Origin of the sequence: Mesobacillus campisalis, from assembly GCF_000986785.1 — a bacterium.
Taxonomy (GTDB): domain Bacteria; phylum Bacillota; class Bacilli; order Bacillales; family Cytobacillaceae; genus Mesobacillus_B; species Mesobacillus_B campisalis.
On the sequence record NZ_LAYY01000010.1, the window covers coordinates 51,437 to 66,475 of the forward strand.

Below are 15,039 nucleotides of genomic sequence, written 5' to 3' on the forward strand. Positions count from 1 at the left end.
TTTGCGCCATTTGACTTCCTTTGTTTCACAAATTAGCACAATTTCTTTTATGCGGGAAATAAAAAAGCGAAAGCGCCTTGTTCAGCCCCGACAAGCGCTGGAGGGCCGGCAGGTGAAGTCGTTCTTTGACTACTTCATCGGACGGACCGAAGCGACTCGAGGGGCTAGGCGATGAAGCTGGGAAAATAAAAAAACGCCCCTCATACAACGTATAGGGAGCGTTTCATCATAAATAACGATCTCGTTCCTTTTAAAAGGAGCCCAAAAATGATTCTACATTCGGGCGTTTCAAAAGTCAAGACTGTTTTAACGGTCTTCTTCGTCCAGATCATCTTCCTCAAGTTCTTCGTCCTCAAGCTCATCCTCTTCAAGTTCAAGCTCGTCTTCCTCGTCTTCGATGAGTTCATCGTCTTCAAAGTCCTCGTCGTCCTCATCAAGGTCGTCATCGAGGTCATCGTCGTCGTCGAGAAGGTCGTCTTCCTCGACATCATCGAAATCATCGTATTCCAGATCTTCATCTTCGATTTCATCGAAGTCTTCAAGATCCTCCTCAACCGCTTTCTTCGCCTTTTTCTTGCGCGGCTTGACTGGAGTGATGGTATCTTCCTCGGCCTGGTCAACCGGATACCATACCCGGAGTCCCCAGCGATTGTCACCCAATCCCAAAAAGCGTCCATCCAAATTTATATCAGTATAAAATTGCACCATTTGTTCCGTAACTTCACCCTCTTCAAGGTCAAGCAGGCTGATGATTTCTGCGACTAATTCTTTGAAGGAAAAAGCCTGTTTCTTTTCATTAAGAAGCTGATAGGCTGCTTCGATCCAGGACAATTCCTGTAGCTCTTCCTTTGAGTATTGATTTAAACTCAACACGTGCACTTCCTTTCTATTCAAGCCCAAGGCGGGCCATAAATCCGAATAATGGAAAACCTTCCAAAGACATATTCTTCATTATAAACAATTTCAATCTGTTTATGCTACCTTATTCTATCGCTTTCCGGCTTTTTTTCTCGTTTTTCCCCTGAACAGGGAGACCGCCAGCATGAAGAAGAAAAGCGCCAGCAAAAAGAAGGAAATCGCACCAAGCTGCAGGATATACAAATAATACATGATGCCAAGTGCAGCGGCCGCCCCGGCTATGGTCAAAAGCAGTCTCAAAACCATTCACTTCCCACATTTATTCCGTCATAAACCTATTATGTATGATTTTGATTATATCATATTGGATAAAAATACCGTATTTTTAAAAAAGCCTGCAGTCCGTACTGCAGGCTCTTCCTTACATATTCCGCCGGTACTGCCCGCCCACTTCGTAAAGCGCCCTGGTGATTTGGCCGAGGCTGGCGTATTGGACGGTTTCCATCAGCTCTTCAAAAACATTGCCGCCGCTGACCGCTGCCTGCTTCAGCCTCCTCAGGGCTTCCTCGCTCTTGTCAGCGTTCCTGCCCTGGAAATCGCGGAGATTAGCAATCTGGAGCTCTTTTTCTTCCTTCGTGGCCCGCGCCAGCTCCATATTGTCGACTTCCTCTTCCGAAGGCGGATTTGGGTTCAAATAAGTGTTCACCCCAATGATCGGCAGCTCGCCGGTATGCTTCTTCATTTCATAGTACATCGACTCATCCTGGATCTTGCCGCGCTGATACTGTGTCTCCATCGCGCCAAGCACCCCGCCGCGGTCATTGATGCGCTCAAATTCCTGCAGCACAGCTTCTTCAACGAGGTCGGTCAGTTCTTCAATAATGAAGGAACCCTGCAGCGGATTCTCGTTTTTCGTCAATCCGTGCTCCTTCGTGATGATCATCTGGATCGCCATCGCCCGCCGCACCGACTCCTCCGTCGGCGTCGTGATCGCTTCGTCATAGGCATTGGTGTGCAGCGAGTTGCAGTTGTCATGGAGCGCCATCAACGCCTGAAGCGTGGTCCTGATATCATTAAAATCAATCTCCTGGGCATGCAGTGAACGTCCTGACGTCTGGACATGGTACTTCAGCTTCTGGCTGCGTTCATTGGCGCCGTACTTGTTCTTCATGACCGTCGCCCAGATGCGGCGGGCCACACGGCCGATGACGGTGTATTCCGGATCCAGGCCGTTCGAGAAGAAGAAGCTCAGGTTCGGCGCGAAATCGTCGATATGCATGCCGCGGCTTAAGTAATACTCCACATACGTAAAGCCGTTGGAGAGCGTGAACGCCAGCTGCGAAATTGGGTTGGCCCCCGCCTCGGCGATATGGTAGCCCGAAATCGAGACCGAATAATAGTTGCGCACCTTATGGTCGATAAAATACTGCTGGATGTCGCCCATCATTCGGAGCGCAAATTCGGTCGAGAAGATGCATGTGTTCTGTCCCTGGTCTTCTTTTAAAATATCCGCCTGCACCGTGCCTCGTACGGTGCTCAGTGTCCACGATTTCACCTGCAGGTATTCCTCATCGTTCAGCTTCCGGCCAAGCTCGGCTTCCTTCTTTTCCACCTGCTGGGCGATGGCCGTGTTCATGAACATCGCAAGGATGATCGGCGCCGGTCCATTGATGGTCATTGAGACGGATGTGGAAGGGAGGCACAGATCAAAGCCAGCATACAGCTTTTTCATGTCCTCGAGCGTACAGACGCTGACGCCGCTCTCGCCGACCTTTCCGTATATGTCCGGACGGTAATCCGGGTCTTCCCCGTAGAGCGTCACCGAATCAAAGGCCGTACTCAGGCGCTTGGCATCATCGTCCTTCGAGAGGTAATGGAAGCGGCGGTTTGTCCGCTCCGGGGTGCCTTCGCCGGCAAACTGGCGTTTCGGGTCTTCGCCTTCGCGCTTGAACGGGAATACGCCCGCCGTATACGGGAACGATCCTGGAACATTTTCAAGGTACACCCAGCGCAGAATTTCACCATAGTCCTTGTATCTTGGCAGGCTGACCTTTGGAATCGACAATCCCGAAAGGCTAGTGGTCCTAAGCACCGTGACGATTTCCTTGTCGCGGATTTTGGTCACGAACGAGTCAGACGCATATTTCTCCTTCAGGCTCTCCCAGCTCTCAAGAATCTTCTTCGACTCCGGCGTCAGCTTTGCTTCCACACTGGACTTTAAGGCTTCCAGCGCTGATGACGCCTCTTCATTGCCCTGCTCCTTCACCGCTTCAAGCGCGCCTTCAAGCTGGAACAGGCTTCTTGCAAGCTCGGCCTGCTCTGTAGCCAGCTTATGGTAGCCCCTGACGGTTTCGGAGATTTCCCTCAGGTAGTAGCGGCGGTCAGCCGGAATAATGACATTCTGCTTTTCCACTTCCGCTTCTGTGGAAAAGCTGGTTTTCCAGTTTGTTCCGGCCTTCTCGTTTAGCTTGGCAACTAGCGCGGCAAACAATGCATTCGTCCCGGGGTCATTGAACTGGCTGGCAATTGTCCCATAAACCGGCATTTCACCAAGGTCCCGGTCAAACAGCATATGGCTGCGCTGGTACTGCTTCTGCACCTGCCTTCTTGCGTCCTCCGAGCCTTTGCGCTCAAATTTATTGATGACGATCAGGTCGGCATAGTCAATCATGTCGATTTTTTCAAGCTGGGACGGAGCCCCGAACTCGCTTGTCATCACATACAATGACACATCGCACACATCGGTTATGCCGGCATCTCCCTGCCCGATTCCGCTCGTTTCGACGATGATCAAATCAAACCCGGCCGCTTTCGTGACCGCAATCGCGTCCTGGATCGCAAGCGAAAGTTCAGATTTCGCCTTCCGGGTGGCCAGGCTTCGCATATACACGCGCGGAGAAAAGATCGCATTCATGCGGATCCGGTCGCCAAGGAGGGCGCCGCCTGTTTTTTGCTTTGTAGGATCGACAGACAGAATCGCCACTCTTTTCTCCGGAATCTCATTCAGGAAACGGCGGATCAGTTCATCGGTCAGCGAGCTTTTTCCCGCTCCGCCCGTTCCGGTGATGCCGACCACCGGGACCGTCTTCGTCATGCTTTTTACCTTTTCGATCACAGCGGTCGCCGCTGTTTCGGCCCCCGCGCTATCGGTTTTGGCACTTACCTGCTGCTCAGCCAGCGTAATCAGTTTCGCCACAGTACGGACATCGCCGCGTTCCAGCTGCCCAAGCTCGCTCGCCGCCTCCGGGCTCACGGTCGCAAAGTCGCATTCCTTGATCATTTCCTGGATCATGCCCTCAAGGCCAAGCTTGCGGCCGTCTTCTGGTGAAAAAATCCTGGAGATGCCATATTCATGCAGTTCTTTTATTTCCCTCGGGATGATGACTCCGCCCCCGCCGCCGTAAATGCGAATATGAGGCGCGCCTTTTTCCTGCAGGAGGTCGTACATGTATTTAAAATATTCCACATGTCCGCCCTGATAGGAAGAAATCGCGATTCCCTGGACATCCTCCTGGATCGCCGCATTGACGACTTCCTCCACCGAACGGTTGTGGCCAAGATGGATGACTTCCGCGCCATTGGCCTGCAGAATCCTGCGCATGATATTGATGCTCGCATCATGGCCGTCAAACAGGCTTGATGCGGTCACAAAACGGATATGATGTGTCGGTTCGTACCTCATCCTTCTCCCCCTGTTCCTAGTTTGACCTTTCCTTCCTTCATCCCATGAAATAGCAGGTCAAGCTGCAATTCGATATACTCTTCGAGGCTGTACGCCTTCTGCAGCGCCCAGCGGCGGAAGGCCCACATCTGCCCCTGGACGAAAATATTGTGGGCAATCAGTTTCACTTCCTGCTCCGTGAGGTCCAGCTCCCCATTTTTCACACAGTTCCCAATCACATTCTCAAACATGCCGACCATCTGGATTTCCTTGTTCAGCACATATGGGAGGGCATCCTTGCCGAGCGATTTCGCCTCCTGATACATGACAAGGACTTCATCCTGCATATCGGCCATTTCCCGGAAGTAATAGGCGATGCTCAGCTTCAGGGCTTCGACCGTCCCCTGGTTCGTGTCAAGGTCCTTTTGCAGCCGCTCGCGGATCTGGTCGTACATCCTGTCGACCACAAGGTACAAAATATCTTCCTTCTTGCGGATATACTCGTACAGCGTCCCTATGCTGAAACCTGCCGCTCTTGCGATTTCGCGGGTGGTGGTGCGGTGAAACCCTTTCTGCTTAAAAAGAGTCACCGCCCCCTTGATCATCTGGTCGCGCCTTTTGATCACCAGCCGTTCATCCTTGACTGAAGCCTCCACTTCCCGCTTTTTCATCATCTCCCCCCTTTTCGTTCACTGGTTTATTGCCTGAAAGATGGCTTCTTCATTAGTTATTTTGTCAGCATCCTTGAAATCACGAGGCGCTGGATTTCCTGTGTGCCTTCGTAAATCTGCGTAATTTTTGCGTCTCGCATAAAGCGCTCGACCGGGTATTCCTTCGTATAGCCATAACCGCCAAAGATTTGGACCGCTTCGGTTGTAACCTTCATCGCGGTATCCCCGGCGAGCAGCTTCGACATCGCCGATTCTTTTCCATATGGCAGCCCTTCCGACTCTAGCCATGCCGCCTGGTAGGTCAATAGCCTTGATGCCTCGATTTGCGTCGCCATGTCGGCAAGCTTAAAACCAACTCCCTGCTGGGCAGCGATTGGCTTGCCAAACTGGTGGCGGTCCTTCGCATAGTCGACCGCTGCGTCGAGGGCGCCCTGGGCAATCCCGACTGCCTGGGCGGCGATTCCGTTCCGGCCGCCATCAAGCGTCATCATTGCGATTTTAAAGCCTTCGCCTACCTTGCCAAGCACGTTTTCCTTCGGCACGCGGCAGTCTTCAAAGATGATCTCCGTTGTCGGCGAGGAGCGGATTCCCAGTTTCTTTTCCTTCTTGCCAACAGAAAATCCCGGGAAGTCGCTTTCAATAATGAAAGCGGTGGTTCCTTTCTGCCTGCTTTCCGGATCGGTCAGCGCGAACACGACATAAATTTCCGCTTCGCCGCCATTGGTGATAAAAATCTTCGAGCCATTGAGGATATAATGGTCGCCGTCTTCACGAGCGGTCGTCTTCATTCCGCCGGCATCCGAACCGCTGCCCGGCTCTGTCAATCCGTAGGCGCCCATCTTCTCTCCCAGGGCCATCGGCTTCAGGTACTTCTGCTTCTGCTCTTCGCTGCCAAACTTGTAGATGGGCCAGCCGGCAAGCGAGGTATGGGCAGAAAGGGTAACCCCTGTCGACGCACAGACGCGGGACAGCTCTTCGACCGCGATGCAGTAGGCCAGATAGTCGCTGCCAATGCCGCCATACTCTTCCGGCCACGGAATCCCCGTCAATCCCAGCTCCGCCATTTTGTTGAAAATCCCGCGGTCAAACTGCTCCTCCTCATCCCGCTCCGCAGCCGTAGGCGCCACTTCATTCCGGGCAAAATCCCGAACCATTTTGCGAATCATTTCATGCTCTTCGGTTAAACGGAAATTCATTGTATTCTCCTCCTGTTCAATGATTAGTTTCTATGATTGTTTTTCTATTAAAATGCTGTTTTGCTAGTTGGTCGGGATATTAGCGTGAAGTCCGTGCCGCCATCGACCGTTTTTTTTGTTAATAGGCTTTATCGACGCAAATCCTGTGGCCCTAGCAACTCTTTTTTGCGCCAATCGGCCCTATTAGCGCAATTCTTTGGCAACAAAGCACACTTTTTTACGCCAATCAGCCCTATTAACGCAATTTCCAGGCTCCCTAGCACTCTCTTTTACGTCAATCGGCCCTATTAGCGCAATTTCCAGGCTCCCTAGCACTCTTTTTTACGCCAATCCACTATTGGCGCAGGCGACAACACTCTACAAAAACTTACTAATCACTATCCTCTGAATCTCGCTTGTTCCTTCGTAAATCTCGGTCACTTTCGCGTCGCGGAAGTAGCGCTCGACTGGATACTCTTTTGTGTAGCCATAGCCGCCAAATACCTGGACGGCTTCAATCGCCGTTTCCACCGCTGTCCTTGAGGCAAACAGCTTGGCCATGGACGCTTCCTTGCCGCATTTTAGCCCTTCCTGGCGCAGATTGGCTGCCTGATAGACCAGAAGCTTTGAAGCTTCAACCGCCGTCGCCATATCGGCCAGCTTGAAGCCGACTCCCTGCTGGAGGGCAATTGGCTTGCCGAACTGCTGGCGCTCTTTCGCATAGGCTGCTGCTGCCTTGAGCGCCGCCTCGGCAATCCCCAGCGCCTGGGCGGCAATGCCGATCCGGCCGGCATCCAGGTTGGCCATCGCAATTTTAAAGCCTTCGCCTTCCGCGCCCAGCAGGTTTTCCTTCGGAACTTTCATGTCCTCGAACGTCAGCTGGACCGTTCGCGAGCCATGAAGACCCATTTTATGCTCATCCTTGCCGATCACAAGCCCCGGCGTCCCCTTTTCAACAATAAAAGCGGAGATTCCCTTTGAGCCCCCGTCCGGGCTGGTCCGCGCAAAAACGATATACGTATCCGCTTCGCCGCCATTAGTGATAAACACCTTGGAGCCATTCAGCACATAATGGCCGTCCTTCCATTCCGCTTTCGTTTTCAGGCTGGCCGCATCGGAGCCGGCGCCTGGCTCGGTCAAACAGAAGGCGCCAAGATATTCGCCGGAAGCAAGCTTTGGCACATACTTCTGCTTTTGCTCCTCCGTCCCGAAGTACAGAATCGGATTGGTCCCGACCGATGTATGCACCGACAGGATGACGCCGACGGTCGCACTCACTTTGGACAGCTCATGGATGGCAATGATATAGGAAGTGAAATCCATTTCCGAGCCGCCATATTCTTCAGGAACGGGAATTCCCATCAAGCCAAGCTCGCCCATTTTCCTGACAATCTCGCGGGGAAACTTCCCATCCTCCATCTCCTCCACAAACGGTGCAATTTCCTTTTCCGCAAAATCCCGAACCATCTTGCGCATCATCTGTTGCTCTTCTGTGAATCTAAGGTTCATGGCTGTTTCCTCCCTGGTGGAGTTTTTTATAAAATCGAATCACTCATAAACATAGAAGCCGCGTCCAGATTTCTTTCCGAGCCAGCCGGCCTTTACATATTTGCGGAGCAGCGGGCATGGGCGGTATTTGGTGTCGCCAAAGCCTTCATGCAGGGTTTCCATGATATAAAGGCATGTATCGAGCCCAATAAAATCGGCCAGCGTCAGCGGCCCCATCGGATGGTTCATGCCAAGCTTCATGACTTCATCAATCGCTTCCTTTGTGGCGACTCCCTCATACAAGGTATAGATGGCTTCATTGATCATCGGCATCAAGATGCGGTTTGAAACAAAGCCCGGAAAGTCGTTGACCTCGACCGGCACCTTGCCGATTCTTTTCGTGATATCTTCAATCTCCTGGTACACTTCATCCGCCGTAGCAAGGCCGCGGATGATTTCGACAAGCTTCATGACCGGAACCGGGTTCATGAAATGCATGCCGATGACTTTTTCCGGCCTGTTGGTGGCCGCTGCGATTTCGGTAATGGGAAGCGATGATGTATTGGTGGCAAGGATGGCATGTTCAGGGGCCAGTTCATCCAACTGGCCGAACACCTTGGTTTTGATGTCCATGTTCTCCACAGCCGCTTCGATGACAAGGTCTGCTGCCTGGGCATCCTGCAAACTGGTCGATGGTGTAATTCTTGAGAGGATTTCTTCTTTCTCGTCGGCACTGAGGCGGCCTTTTTCGACATTGCGTGACAGGTTTTTGTTGATGACGCCAAGTCCGCGCTCAACGAATTCCAATTTCAGGTCGTTCAGGGTCACTGTATAGCCTGCCTGGGCACATACCTGGGCAATGCCCGAGCCCATTTGCCCGGCGCCGACCACCATGATTTTTTCTACTTTCATCCGGATTCCTCCTCTTATTAAGAAGCGCAAGCGCCTTGGTCAGCCCCGACTAGCGCTGGAGGGCCGGCAGGTGAAGTCGTTCTTTGACTTCATCGGACGGACCGAAGCGACTCGAGGGGCTAGGCGCTGGAGCTGGACAGTTATCTAACTCCAGTCGCACATTCTTTCTTATAATTTAAAATTCGCGCAAACCGGACAGGCCAGCTTCCTGCTGTACCTGCCCGTTCTGCCTTCTATTCATCTCTCATTTTCAAGCATCATTCATTTATGAGCGACAATCGCCGTTCAGCTCTTCGGCACTTCAATCATGACGGCATCTCCCTGGCCACCGCCTGAGCAGATGGCCGCGATGCCGATGCCGCCTCCGCGGCGTTTCAGCTCGTGCATCAGCGTTAAAATAACTCTTGTGCCGCTGGCGCCGATTGGATGACCCAGTGCGACTGCCCCTCCGTTGACATTGACCTTTTCAGGATCAAGGCCGGCAATCTGGCCACTTGCCAATGCCACCGCCGCGAAGGCCTCATTGATTTCAAACAGGTCGACTTCCTCTAGCGATTTTCCTGATTTCTTTAAAAGTTCATTGATCACTAATCCCGGTGTCTTCGGGAAATCCTTTGCCTCGACAGCTAAGGCCGCATGAGCAAGAATGACGGCCTGCGGCTTACGGCCTTCCCGCTCGGCGCGTTCTTCGCTCATCAGCACAAGGGCCGCGGCTCCATCGTTGACCCCCGGGGCATTCCCAGCGGTGATGCTGCCATCATGGTTGAACACAGGCTTAAGCTTTGCCAGCACTTCGATTGCCGTATCCTTACGGGGAGCTTCATCCTGTTCAACAAGCAAAGGAGCACCTTTACGCTGTGGAACTTCCACCGCCACGATTTCCTCGGCAAGCCTGCCTGCTTCGATGGCTTCGACCGCTTTTTGATGGCTTCTCAGCGCCCACTCGTCCTGCGCCTCGCGGCTGATTTCCATATCGCGGGCCGTTTCGTTTCCGTATGTGCCCATATGGACACCCGTGAACGAGCAGGTCAACCCGTCATGAACCATCAGATCCTTCACTTCGCCATCGCCCATCCTTAGTCCCCAGCGGGCCTTCGGCAGCATGTATGGCGCATTGCTCATGGACTCCATGCCGCCGGCGACAATCACTTCTTCCTCCCCGGAACGGATCAGCACATCCCCAAGTGTGACGCTGCGAATTCCCGAGGCACAAACCTTGTTGATCAGCTCGGTTTTCACTTCCCAGGGAATTCCTGCATGCCTTGCAGCCTGGCGGGATGGAAGCTGCCCCTGCCCTCCCTGGAGAACATTGCCGAGCAGCACTTCACCGATTTCCTCTGGCTTCACGCCAGCCCGCTTAAGTGCCTCTTTGATGGCAATGCCGCCAAGCTGTGAAGCTGTGAAACTGCTCAGGCTGCCGCCCAGTTTCCCAAAAGGCGTCCTCGCCCCTGCCAAAATAACTGTTTTCCCCATCTTTCATCGCCCCTTATTTGAAAATTTATATAGCCAAGCCGGAACTTGACTGAACGCTCGCTCGGAATCAAAGCGCGCCTGCAAAGACTCCCTCCTTTCCGGGAGAAATCTGTGTAAGCGCTTTTTTAAAATTTATTAATTCAGCGGCGAAAAAATACCGCCGCTGAATCCAAGTTGTCAGGAAACAAGTGTCTGCTTTTCACCAAACACGGATTTCTCAAGAAGTTCGGCCACATCATAGGTGCCCACTGTTTCTTCGACTTCCTTCGCCTTTGTTCCATCAGATAGCATCGTCAGGCAGTAAGGACAGCCGGAGGAGATGACCGAAGGATTTACGGCCAGTGCCTGTTCGGTACGGGCTACGTTGATGCGGTGGCCGGTTTCCTCCTCCATCCACATCAAGCCTCCGCCGGCGCCGCAGCACATTGCGTTGTCGCGGTTGCGCTCGATTTCCTTCAGCTTGACGCCCGGAATCGCCTTGATGATGTCACGAGGCGCATCATACACCTCGTTGTAGCGGCCAAGGTAGCAGGAATCATGGAAAGCAATCGTTTCATCAAGCGCATGCTTTGGAACCAGTCGCCCTTCCTTCACCAGCTGCGCCAGCAATTCGGTGTGATGGTATACTTCCGCTTCCAGGCCGAAGTCTGGATACTCGTTTTTAAAGATATTGTAAGCGTGAGGGTCGATCGTGACGATCTTCTTCACTTCGTTCTTTTCAAACTCTTCAATGTTCTTTGTCGCCAGCTCCTGGAACAGGAACTCGTTGCCTAGACGCCTTGGCGTATCGCCGGAGTTCTTTTCCTTGTTGCCCAGGATCGCAAATTTGACACCTGCTTCATTTAAAAGCTTCGCAAAGCTGAGGGCAATTTTCTGGCTGCGGTTGTCGAAGGAGCCCATGGCGCCAACCCAGAACAGGTATTCAAACTCTTCGCCGGACTTCTTCACTTCTTTTACCGTCGGCACGACGACATCGTCGCGCAGCTCGCGCCAGTTTTCCTTCTCCTTGCGGTTAAGGCCCCAAGGGTTGCCCTGGCGTTCGATATTGGTCATCGCGCGCTGTGCATCGGCATCCATCTTCCCTTCCGTCAGGACAAGGTAGCGGCGCAGGTCAATGATTTTATCCACGTGCTCGTTCATGACCGGGCACTGGTCCTCACAGTTGCGGCAGGTTGTACAGGCCCAGATTTCTTCTTCGGTGATCACATCGCCGATCATGCTTGGGTTGTAGGCAAGCCCCGCTGCTGCTTCCTCGGCGCCCGCTCCGGATGCGGATAGCGCAATCTGGTTTCCTTTTGTATTCGCAAAGGCGAACGTCGGCACCCATGGCTGCTTGGAAGTGACCGCTGCACCATGGAAGGTGAGATGGTCACGTAATTTGACGATAAGGTCCATCGGCGAGAGCATCTTCCCTGTGCCGGTTGCCGGACACATATTCGTACAGCGTCCGCACTCCACGCAAGCGTAGAAGTCGATCATCTGCTCCTGGCTGAAATCGGTAATCTTCCCTGCCCCAAACGTTTCCTGTGTTTCATCCTCAAAGTCGATCTTCGTGATTTTCCCCGGGGAGTCCACGCGGGACAGATACACATTGGCCGGGCCGGCGATCAGGTGGGCGTGCTTCGACTGCGGCACATACACAAGGAATGCCAGCAGGAACAGCAGGTGAATCCACCAGGCGATATAGAAAATGACAATTGCGCCTGTTTCCGGCAGCCAGGAGAAAGCGCCGGCAATAACGGAAGCAACCGGCTCTGTCCAGGTGCCTGCATGTCCATGCCAGATCATGCTCATTCCGTTTCCAACAAGGACGGAAAGCATCAGGCCGCCGATGAACAACAGGACAAGTCCGTTTTTAAATCCACGCTTCAGGCGGACAAGTTTTTCCACATAACGGCGGTGAAAAGCCCAGACGACGGCAACAAGAATGATCAGGGTGACAATTTCCTGGAAGAACGTGAACCCAGGATATAAAGGGCCAAGCGGCAAATGCGACCCCGGCTTGATTCCCTTCCAAATAAAATCAATCGCTCCAAACTGGACAAGAATGAATCCATAGAAAAACATGACGTGAATAATACCGCTTTTCTTGTCCTTCAGCAGTTTCTTCTGGCCAAACACCTGAACCTTGACCCTCTCAAGGCGCTCCTTCACTGCGTAGTCAAACTCGGACTTCTTTCCAAGCCTGACGAACTCTATCCTTGTTTTGACCACATACACGAACAGGCTGACAGCGTAAGCGGTTACAAGAAGGAACGCAATGAGGTTAATCCACAACAAACCGTTCATACCACTTTCCCCTTTCTGCGAAGATCTGAAGTCATTCGGTGAAAATTTAAAAACAAGCAAATTTTCTGAATATACCTATATTACCATTATATAATGAATGAGCATTCAGTCAACGATTTTTCACAAAAAATTCCCTTGTCTTTTCATGAAAGGGAAAATTGGTTAAAAAGTCATATCTCCTTCTGTTTCGGTAACACTAAAGAAAATTTACTTTAAAGGAGCGGGACTGCTGTGGAACTTGCTTATTGGATAGTAGGCGCAATCGCGGGCTTGATTCTGCTGCTGGCGCTTGATTTCAAGATCGGGAGAAAGCTTCACCTTGACCAGGTCAATAAAAAATACTTCCCAATTCGAAACAGCAACCTCGACATTTTTACCCATGGGCCTGAACTGTTCGCAGACTACTTTGATGAACTCCGGCAGGCAAAACACCACATACACATTCTTTTCTATATCGTCAAAAACGACACCTTCAGCAAGGAGTTCCTGTCCATCCTGCAGACAAAAGCAAAGGAAGGCGTCGAAGTACGGCTGATGGTCGACTGGGTCGGGGCCACCCTTTCCCGCAAAGCCATCAGGCAGCTCAGGGAAAGCGGCGCAGAGTTTGCTTTCAGCCGCAAACCCAGCCTGCCCTTCCTCTTTTATTCATCCCAGGTGCGCAATCACCGCAAAATCACCATTATCGACGGAAAGACCGGCTACACCGGCGGCTTCAATGTTGGCAAGGAGTACATCGACCTCCAAAAAAAGCTTTCGCCATGGCGGGATTACCATCTTAAAGTAACGGGAGAAGGAGTCCAGGATCTGCAGACAGAATTTCTTTTGGACTGGAAAATGGCCTCCCGCATCAACCTGCTGCAAAACAAAATCTATTTTCCTGACCTGGAAAAAGGCCGCATACGCCAGCAGTTTGTCCCATCCGAAGGGCAGATGCTCGAGGACATTTTATTCAACCTGATTCAAAAAGCGGAAAAGTCCATATTTATCGGAACGCCCTATTTCATCCCAAGCCGCCGGATTTTCAATGAGCTGCTAAGATGTATGGAGAAGGGCGTAAAGCTTAAGCTCCTGGTACCCTTCAAGGCCGACCATATTTTAGTAAAAGAAGCTTCGTATCCTTATTTACGGGTAATGGTAAAGCATGGAGCTGAAATCCATCAGTACCAAAAAGGGTTTTACCACGCCAAGGTGATGGTGATTGACGATAAGATTTGCGATATCGGCACGGCGAATTTTGACCAGCGCAGCATGTTCCTGAACCTTGAGTTAAACTGCCTGATCTATGACCAGGCCTTCATTTCGAAGGTCAACAGCATTTTGCGCCAGGACCTTCTCGATTCGGAATCGATCAACCAGCACGAACTCAACGGCTTCAACCCTTTCCGAAGCATGAAGGAGCGTGCGGCGCGCACCGTCGCATACTTTTTATAAAAATAAAGAGGTTTTATGATGATTATACGGTTCGGTTATGTATCAACAGCAATTTCCCTTTGGGAAGCATCTCCTTCCCGAACAATGACCTTCGCCCGCTACGGCCAGATGCCGAAGGAAGAGCGTCTCGACAAGCTGCACAGGATCACGCGCTCCAACCTCGATAGCACAAAGAGAATGATTTATTACAACCTGGCGTACGGCCTGCCGCTTTACCGGTTTTCAAGCTCAATCGCCCCGCTGGCCACCCACCCCGAGGTCAAATGGGATTTTGTGAACCCGTTTTTGGAACAGTGGCGGGAAATTGGGACACTGGTCAGGGAAAATGGGCTCAGGACGAGCTTCCATCCCAACCAATATACCCTGTTTACGTCCCCCCGGCCCGAGGTGACAGACAATGCCGTGATCGACATGGAATACCATTACAGCATGCTTCAAGCAATGGGCCTTGAAAACGACGGCGTCCTTAACATCCATATCGGCGGGGCTTATGGCAACAAGGAGGAAACCATCCTCCGGTTTCATGAGAACCTGAAGAAGCTTCCCTTGCACATCAAAGAGCGGATGACGCTTGAAAACGATGATAAAACCTATCATGGCGACGAGACCCTCGCGGCATGCCAAAAAGAAAATGTGCCGCTGATGTTCGATTATCACCACCATATGGCCAATCCTGGCTCAATGGAGCTTGAGGACCTCCTGACCGCCGGCTTCGCCACATGGGAAAGGATTGGACTCAGGCCCAAAATCCACATCTCATCCCCAAAGACGGAGAAGGCCTACCGCTCGCATGCCGATTATGTCGACCCCGAGTTCCTGCAGCCCCTGCTCCCGGTGCTGCGCCGGATCGGTGCCGATGTCGATTTTATGATCGAAGCAAAGCGCAAAGACCAGGCCTGTCTGCAACTGATCGAGGATTTGGCAAAGATCCGCGGCGTCAAGCGGATTGGCGGAGGGGTTTTGGAGTGGAAATAAGAAGCCCTGCATCGCATAATGCAGGGTTTTCTGTATCCTAGTGTCTAAAAAGGCTGTTTTTATAGGCGGGCGGGTATTTTTTATTCCCTGTACGGGGAATAAACCA

11 protein-coding genes are annotated in these 15,039 nt (G+C 52.0%); 2 read left to right on the plus strand and 9 right to left on the minus strand.

Features of this window, described 5'->3' with window-relative positions; genetic code table 11:
- Positions 1-306 precede the first annotated feature (306 nt).
- The 9 genes from rpoE to WQ57_RS10885 form a co-directional block, all read right to left on the minus strand.
- Positions 307-870 (minus strand): DNA-directed RNA polymerase subunit delta, encoded by a 564-nt coding sequence (gene rpoE, locus WQ57_RS10850; RefSeq protein WP_046523789.1) that lies wholly within the window; start codon positions 868-870, stop codon positions 307-309.
- A 117-nt stretch (positions 871-987) separates the two neighbouring features.
- Positions 988-1,164 (minus strand): hypothetical protein, encoded by a 177-nt coding sequence (locus WQ57_RS26995; RefSeq protein ID WP_173427547.1) that lies wholly within the window; start codon positions 1,162-1,164, stop codon positions 988-990.
- A 115-nt stretch (positions 1,165-1,279) separates the two neighbouring features.
- On the minus strand, positions 1,280-4,540 hold the full coding sequence (gene icmF / locus WQ57_RS10855; protein WP_046523790.1) for a fused isobutyryl-CoA mutase/GTPase IcmF: 3,261 nt from the start codon (positions 4,538-4,540) through the stop codon (positions 1,280-1,282).
- On the minus strand, positions 4,537-5,190 hold the full coding sequence (locus tag WQ57_RS10860) for a TetR/AcrR family transcriptional regulator (protein WP_046523791.1): 654 nt from the start codon (positions 5,188-5,190) through the stop codon (positions 4,537-4,539). The genes icmF and WQ57_RS10860 overlap by 4 nt, the downstream gene beginning before the upstream one ends.
- A gap of 56 nt (positions 5,191-5,246) precedes the next feature.
- Positions 5,247-6,386 (minus strand): acyl-CoA dehydrogenase, encoded by a 1,140-nt coding sequence (locus WQ57_RS10865; RefSeq protein WP_046523792.1) that lies wholly within the window; start codon positions 6,384-6,386, stop codon positions 5,247-5,249.
- 357 nt (positions 6,387-6,743) lie between these two features.
- Positions 6,744-7,874: an acyl-CoA dehydrogenase gene (locus WQ57_RS10870; RefSeq protein WP_046523793.1), complete on the minus strand. Its 1,131-nt coding sequence runs from the start codon at positions 7,872-7,874 to the stop codon at positions 6,744-6,746.
- 39 nt (positions 7,875-7,913) lie between these two features.
- Positions 7,914-8,765 (minus strand): 3-hydroxybutyryl-CoA dehydrogenase, encoded by an 852-nt coding sequence (locus WQ57_RS10875; RefSeq protein ID WP_046523794.1) that lies wholly within the window; start codon positions 8,763-8,765, stop codon positions 7,914-7,916.
- A gap of 285 nt (positions 8,766-9,050) precedes the next feature.
- Positions 9,051-10,238 (minus strand): acetyl-CoA C-acetyltransferase, encoded by a 1,188-nt coding sequence (locus WQ57_RS10880; protein ID WP_046523795.1) that lies wholly within the window; start codon positions 10,236-10,238, stop codon positions 9,051-9,053.
- A gap of 177 nt (positions 10,239-10,415) precedes the next feature.
- A complete protein-coding gene (locus WQ57_RS10885; protein WP_046523796.1) occupies positions 10,416-12,527 on the minus strand; it encodes a (Fe-S)-binding protein in 2,112 nt (703 codons plus the stop codon).
- A gap of 231 nt (positions 12,528-12,758) precedes the next feature.
- Between WQ57_RS10885 and cls the strand changes: the two genes are divergently transcribed.
- Together cls and uvsE are read left to right on the plus strand one after the other, a co-directional pair.
- The gene (gene cls, locus WQ57_RS10890) at positions 12,759-13,958 is read left to right on the plus strand and encodes a cardiolipin synthase (RefSeq protein ID WP_046523797.1); all 1,200 of its coding nucleotides are present in this window, start codon (positions 12,759-12,761) and stop codon (positions 13,956-13,958) included.
- An 18-nt stretch (positions 13,959-13,976) separates the two neighbouring features.
- Complete coding sequence (gene uvsE, locus WQ57_RS10895; RefSeq protein ID WP_046523798.1) at positions 13,977-14,933, plus strand: UV DNA damage repair endonuclease UvsE; 957 nt, start codon at positions 13,977-13,979, stop codon at positions 14,931-14,933.
- Positions 14,934-15,039 lie beyond the last annotated feature (106 nt).

Coding starts and splice junctions, on each gene's coding strand:
- uvsE (WP_046523798.1), top strand. CDS start 13,977: ATGATTATACGGTTCGGTTATGTATCAACAGCAATTTCCCTTTGGGAA.
- WQ57_RS26995 (WP_173427547.1), bottom strand. CDS start 1,164: ATGGTTTTGAGACTGCTTTTGACCATAGCCGGGGCGGCCGCTGCACTT.
- WQ57_RS10865 (WP_046523792.1), bottom strand. CDS start 6,386: ATGAATTTCCGTTTAACCGAAGAGCATGAAATGATTCGCAAAATGGTT.
- WQ57_RS10885 (WP_046523796.1), bottom strand. CDS start 12,527: ATGAACGGTTTGTTGTGGATTAACCTCATTGCGTTCCTTCTTGTAACC.
- icmF (WP_046523790.1), bottom strand. CDS start 4,540: ATGAGGTACGAACCGACACATCATATCCGTTTTGTGACCGCATCAAGC.
- WQ57_RS10870 (WP_046523793.1), bottom strand. CDS start 7,874: ATGAACCTTAGATTCACAGAAGAGCAACAGATGATGCGCAAGATGGTT.
- WQ57_RS10880 (WP_046523795.1), bottom strand. CDS start 10,238: ATGGGGAAAACAGTTATTTTGGCAGGGGCGAGGACGCCTTTTGGGAAA.
- WQ57_RS10875 (WP_046523794.1), bottom strand. CDS start 8,765: ATGAAAGTAGAAAAAATCATGGTGGTCGGCGCCGGGCAAATGGGCTCG.
- WQ57_RS10860 (WP_046523791.1), bottom strand. CDS start 5,190: ATGAAAAAGCGGGAAGTGGAGGCTTCAGTCAAGGATGAACGGCTGGTG.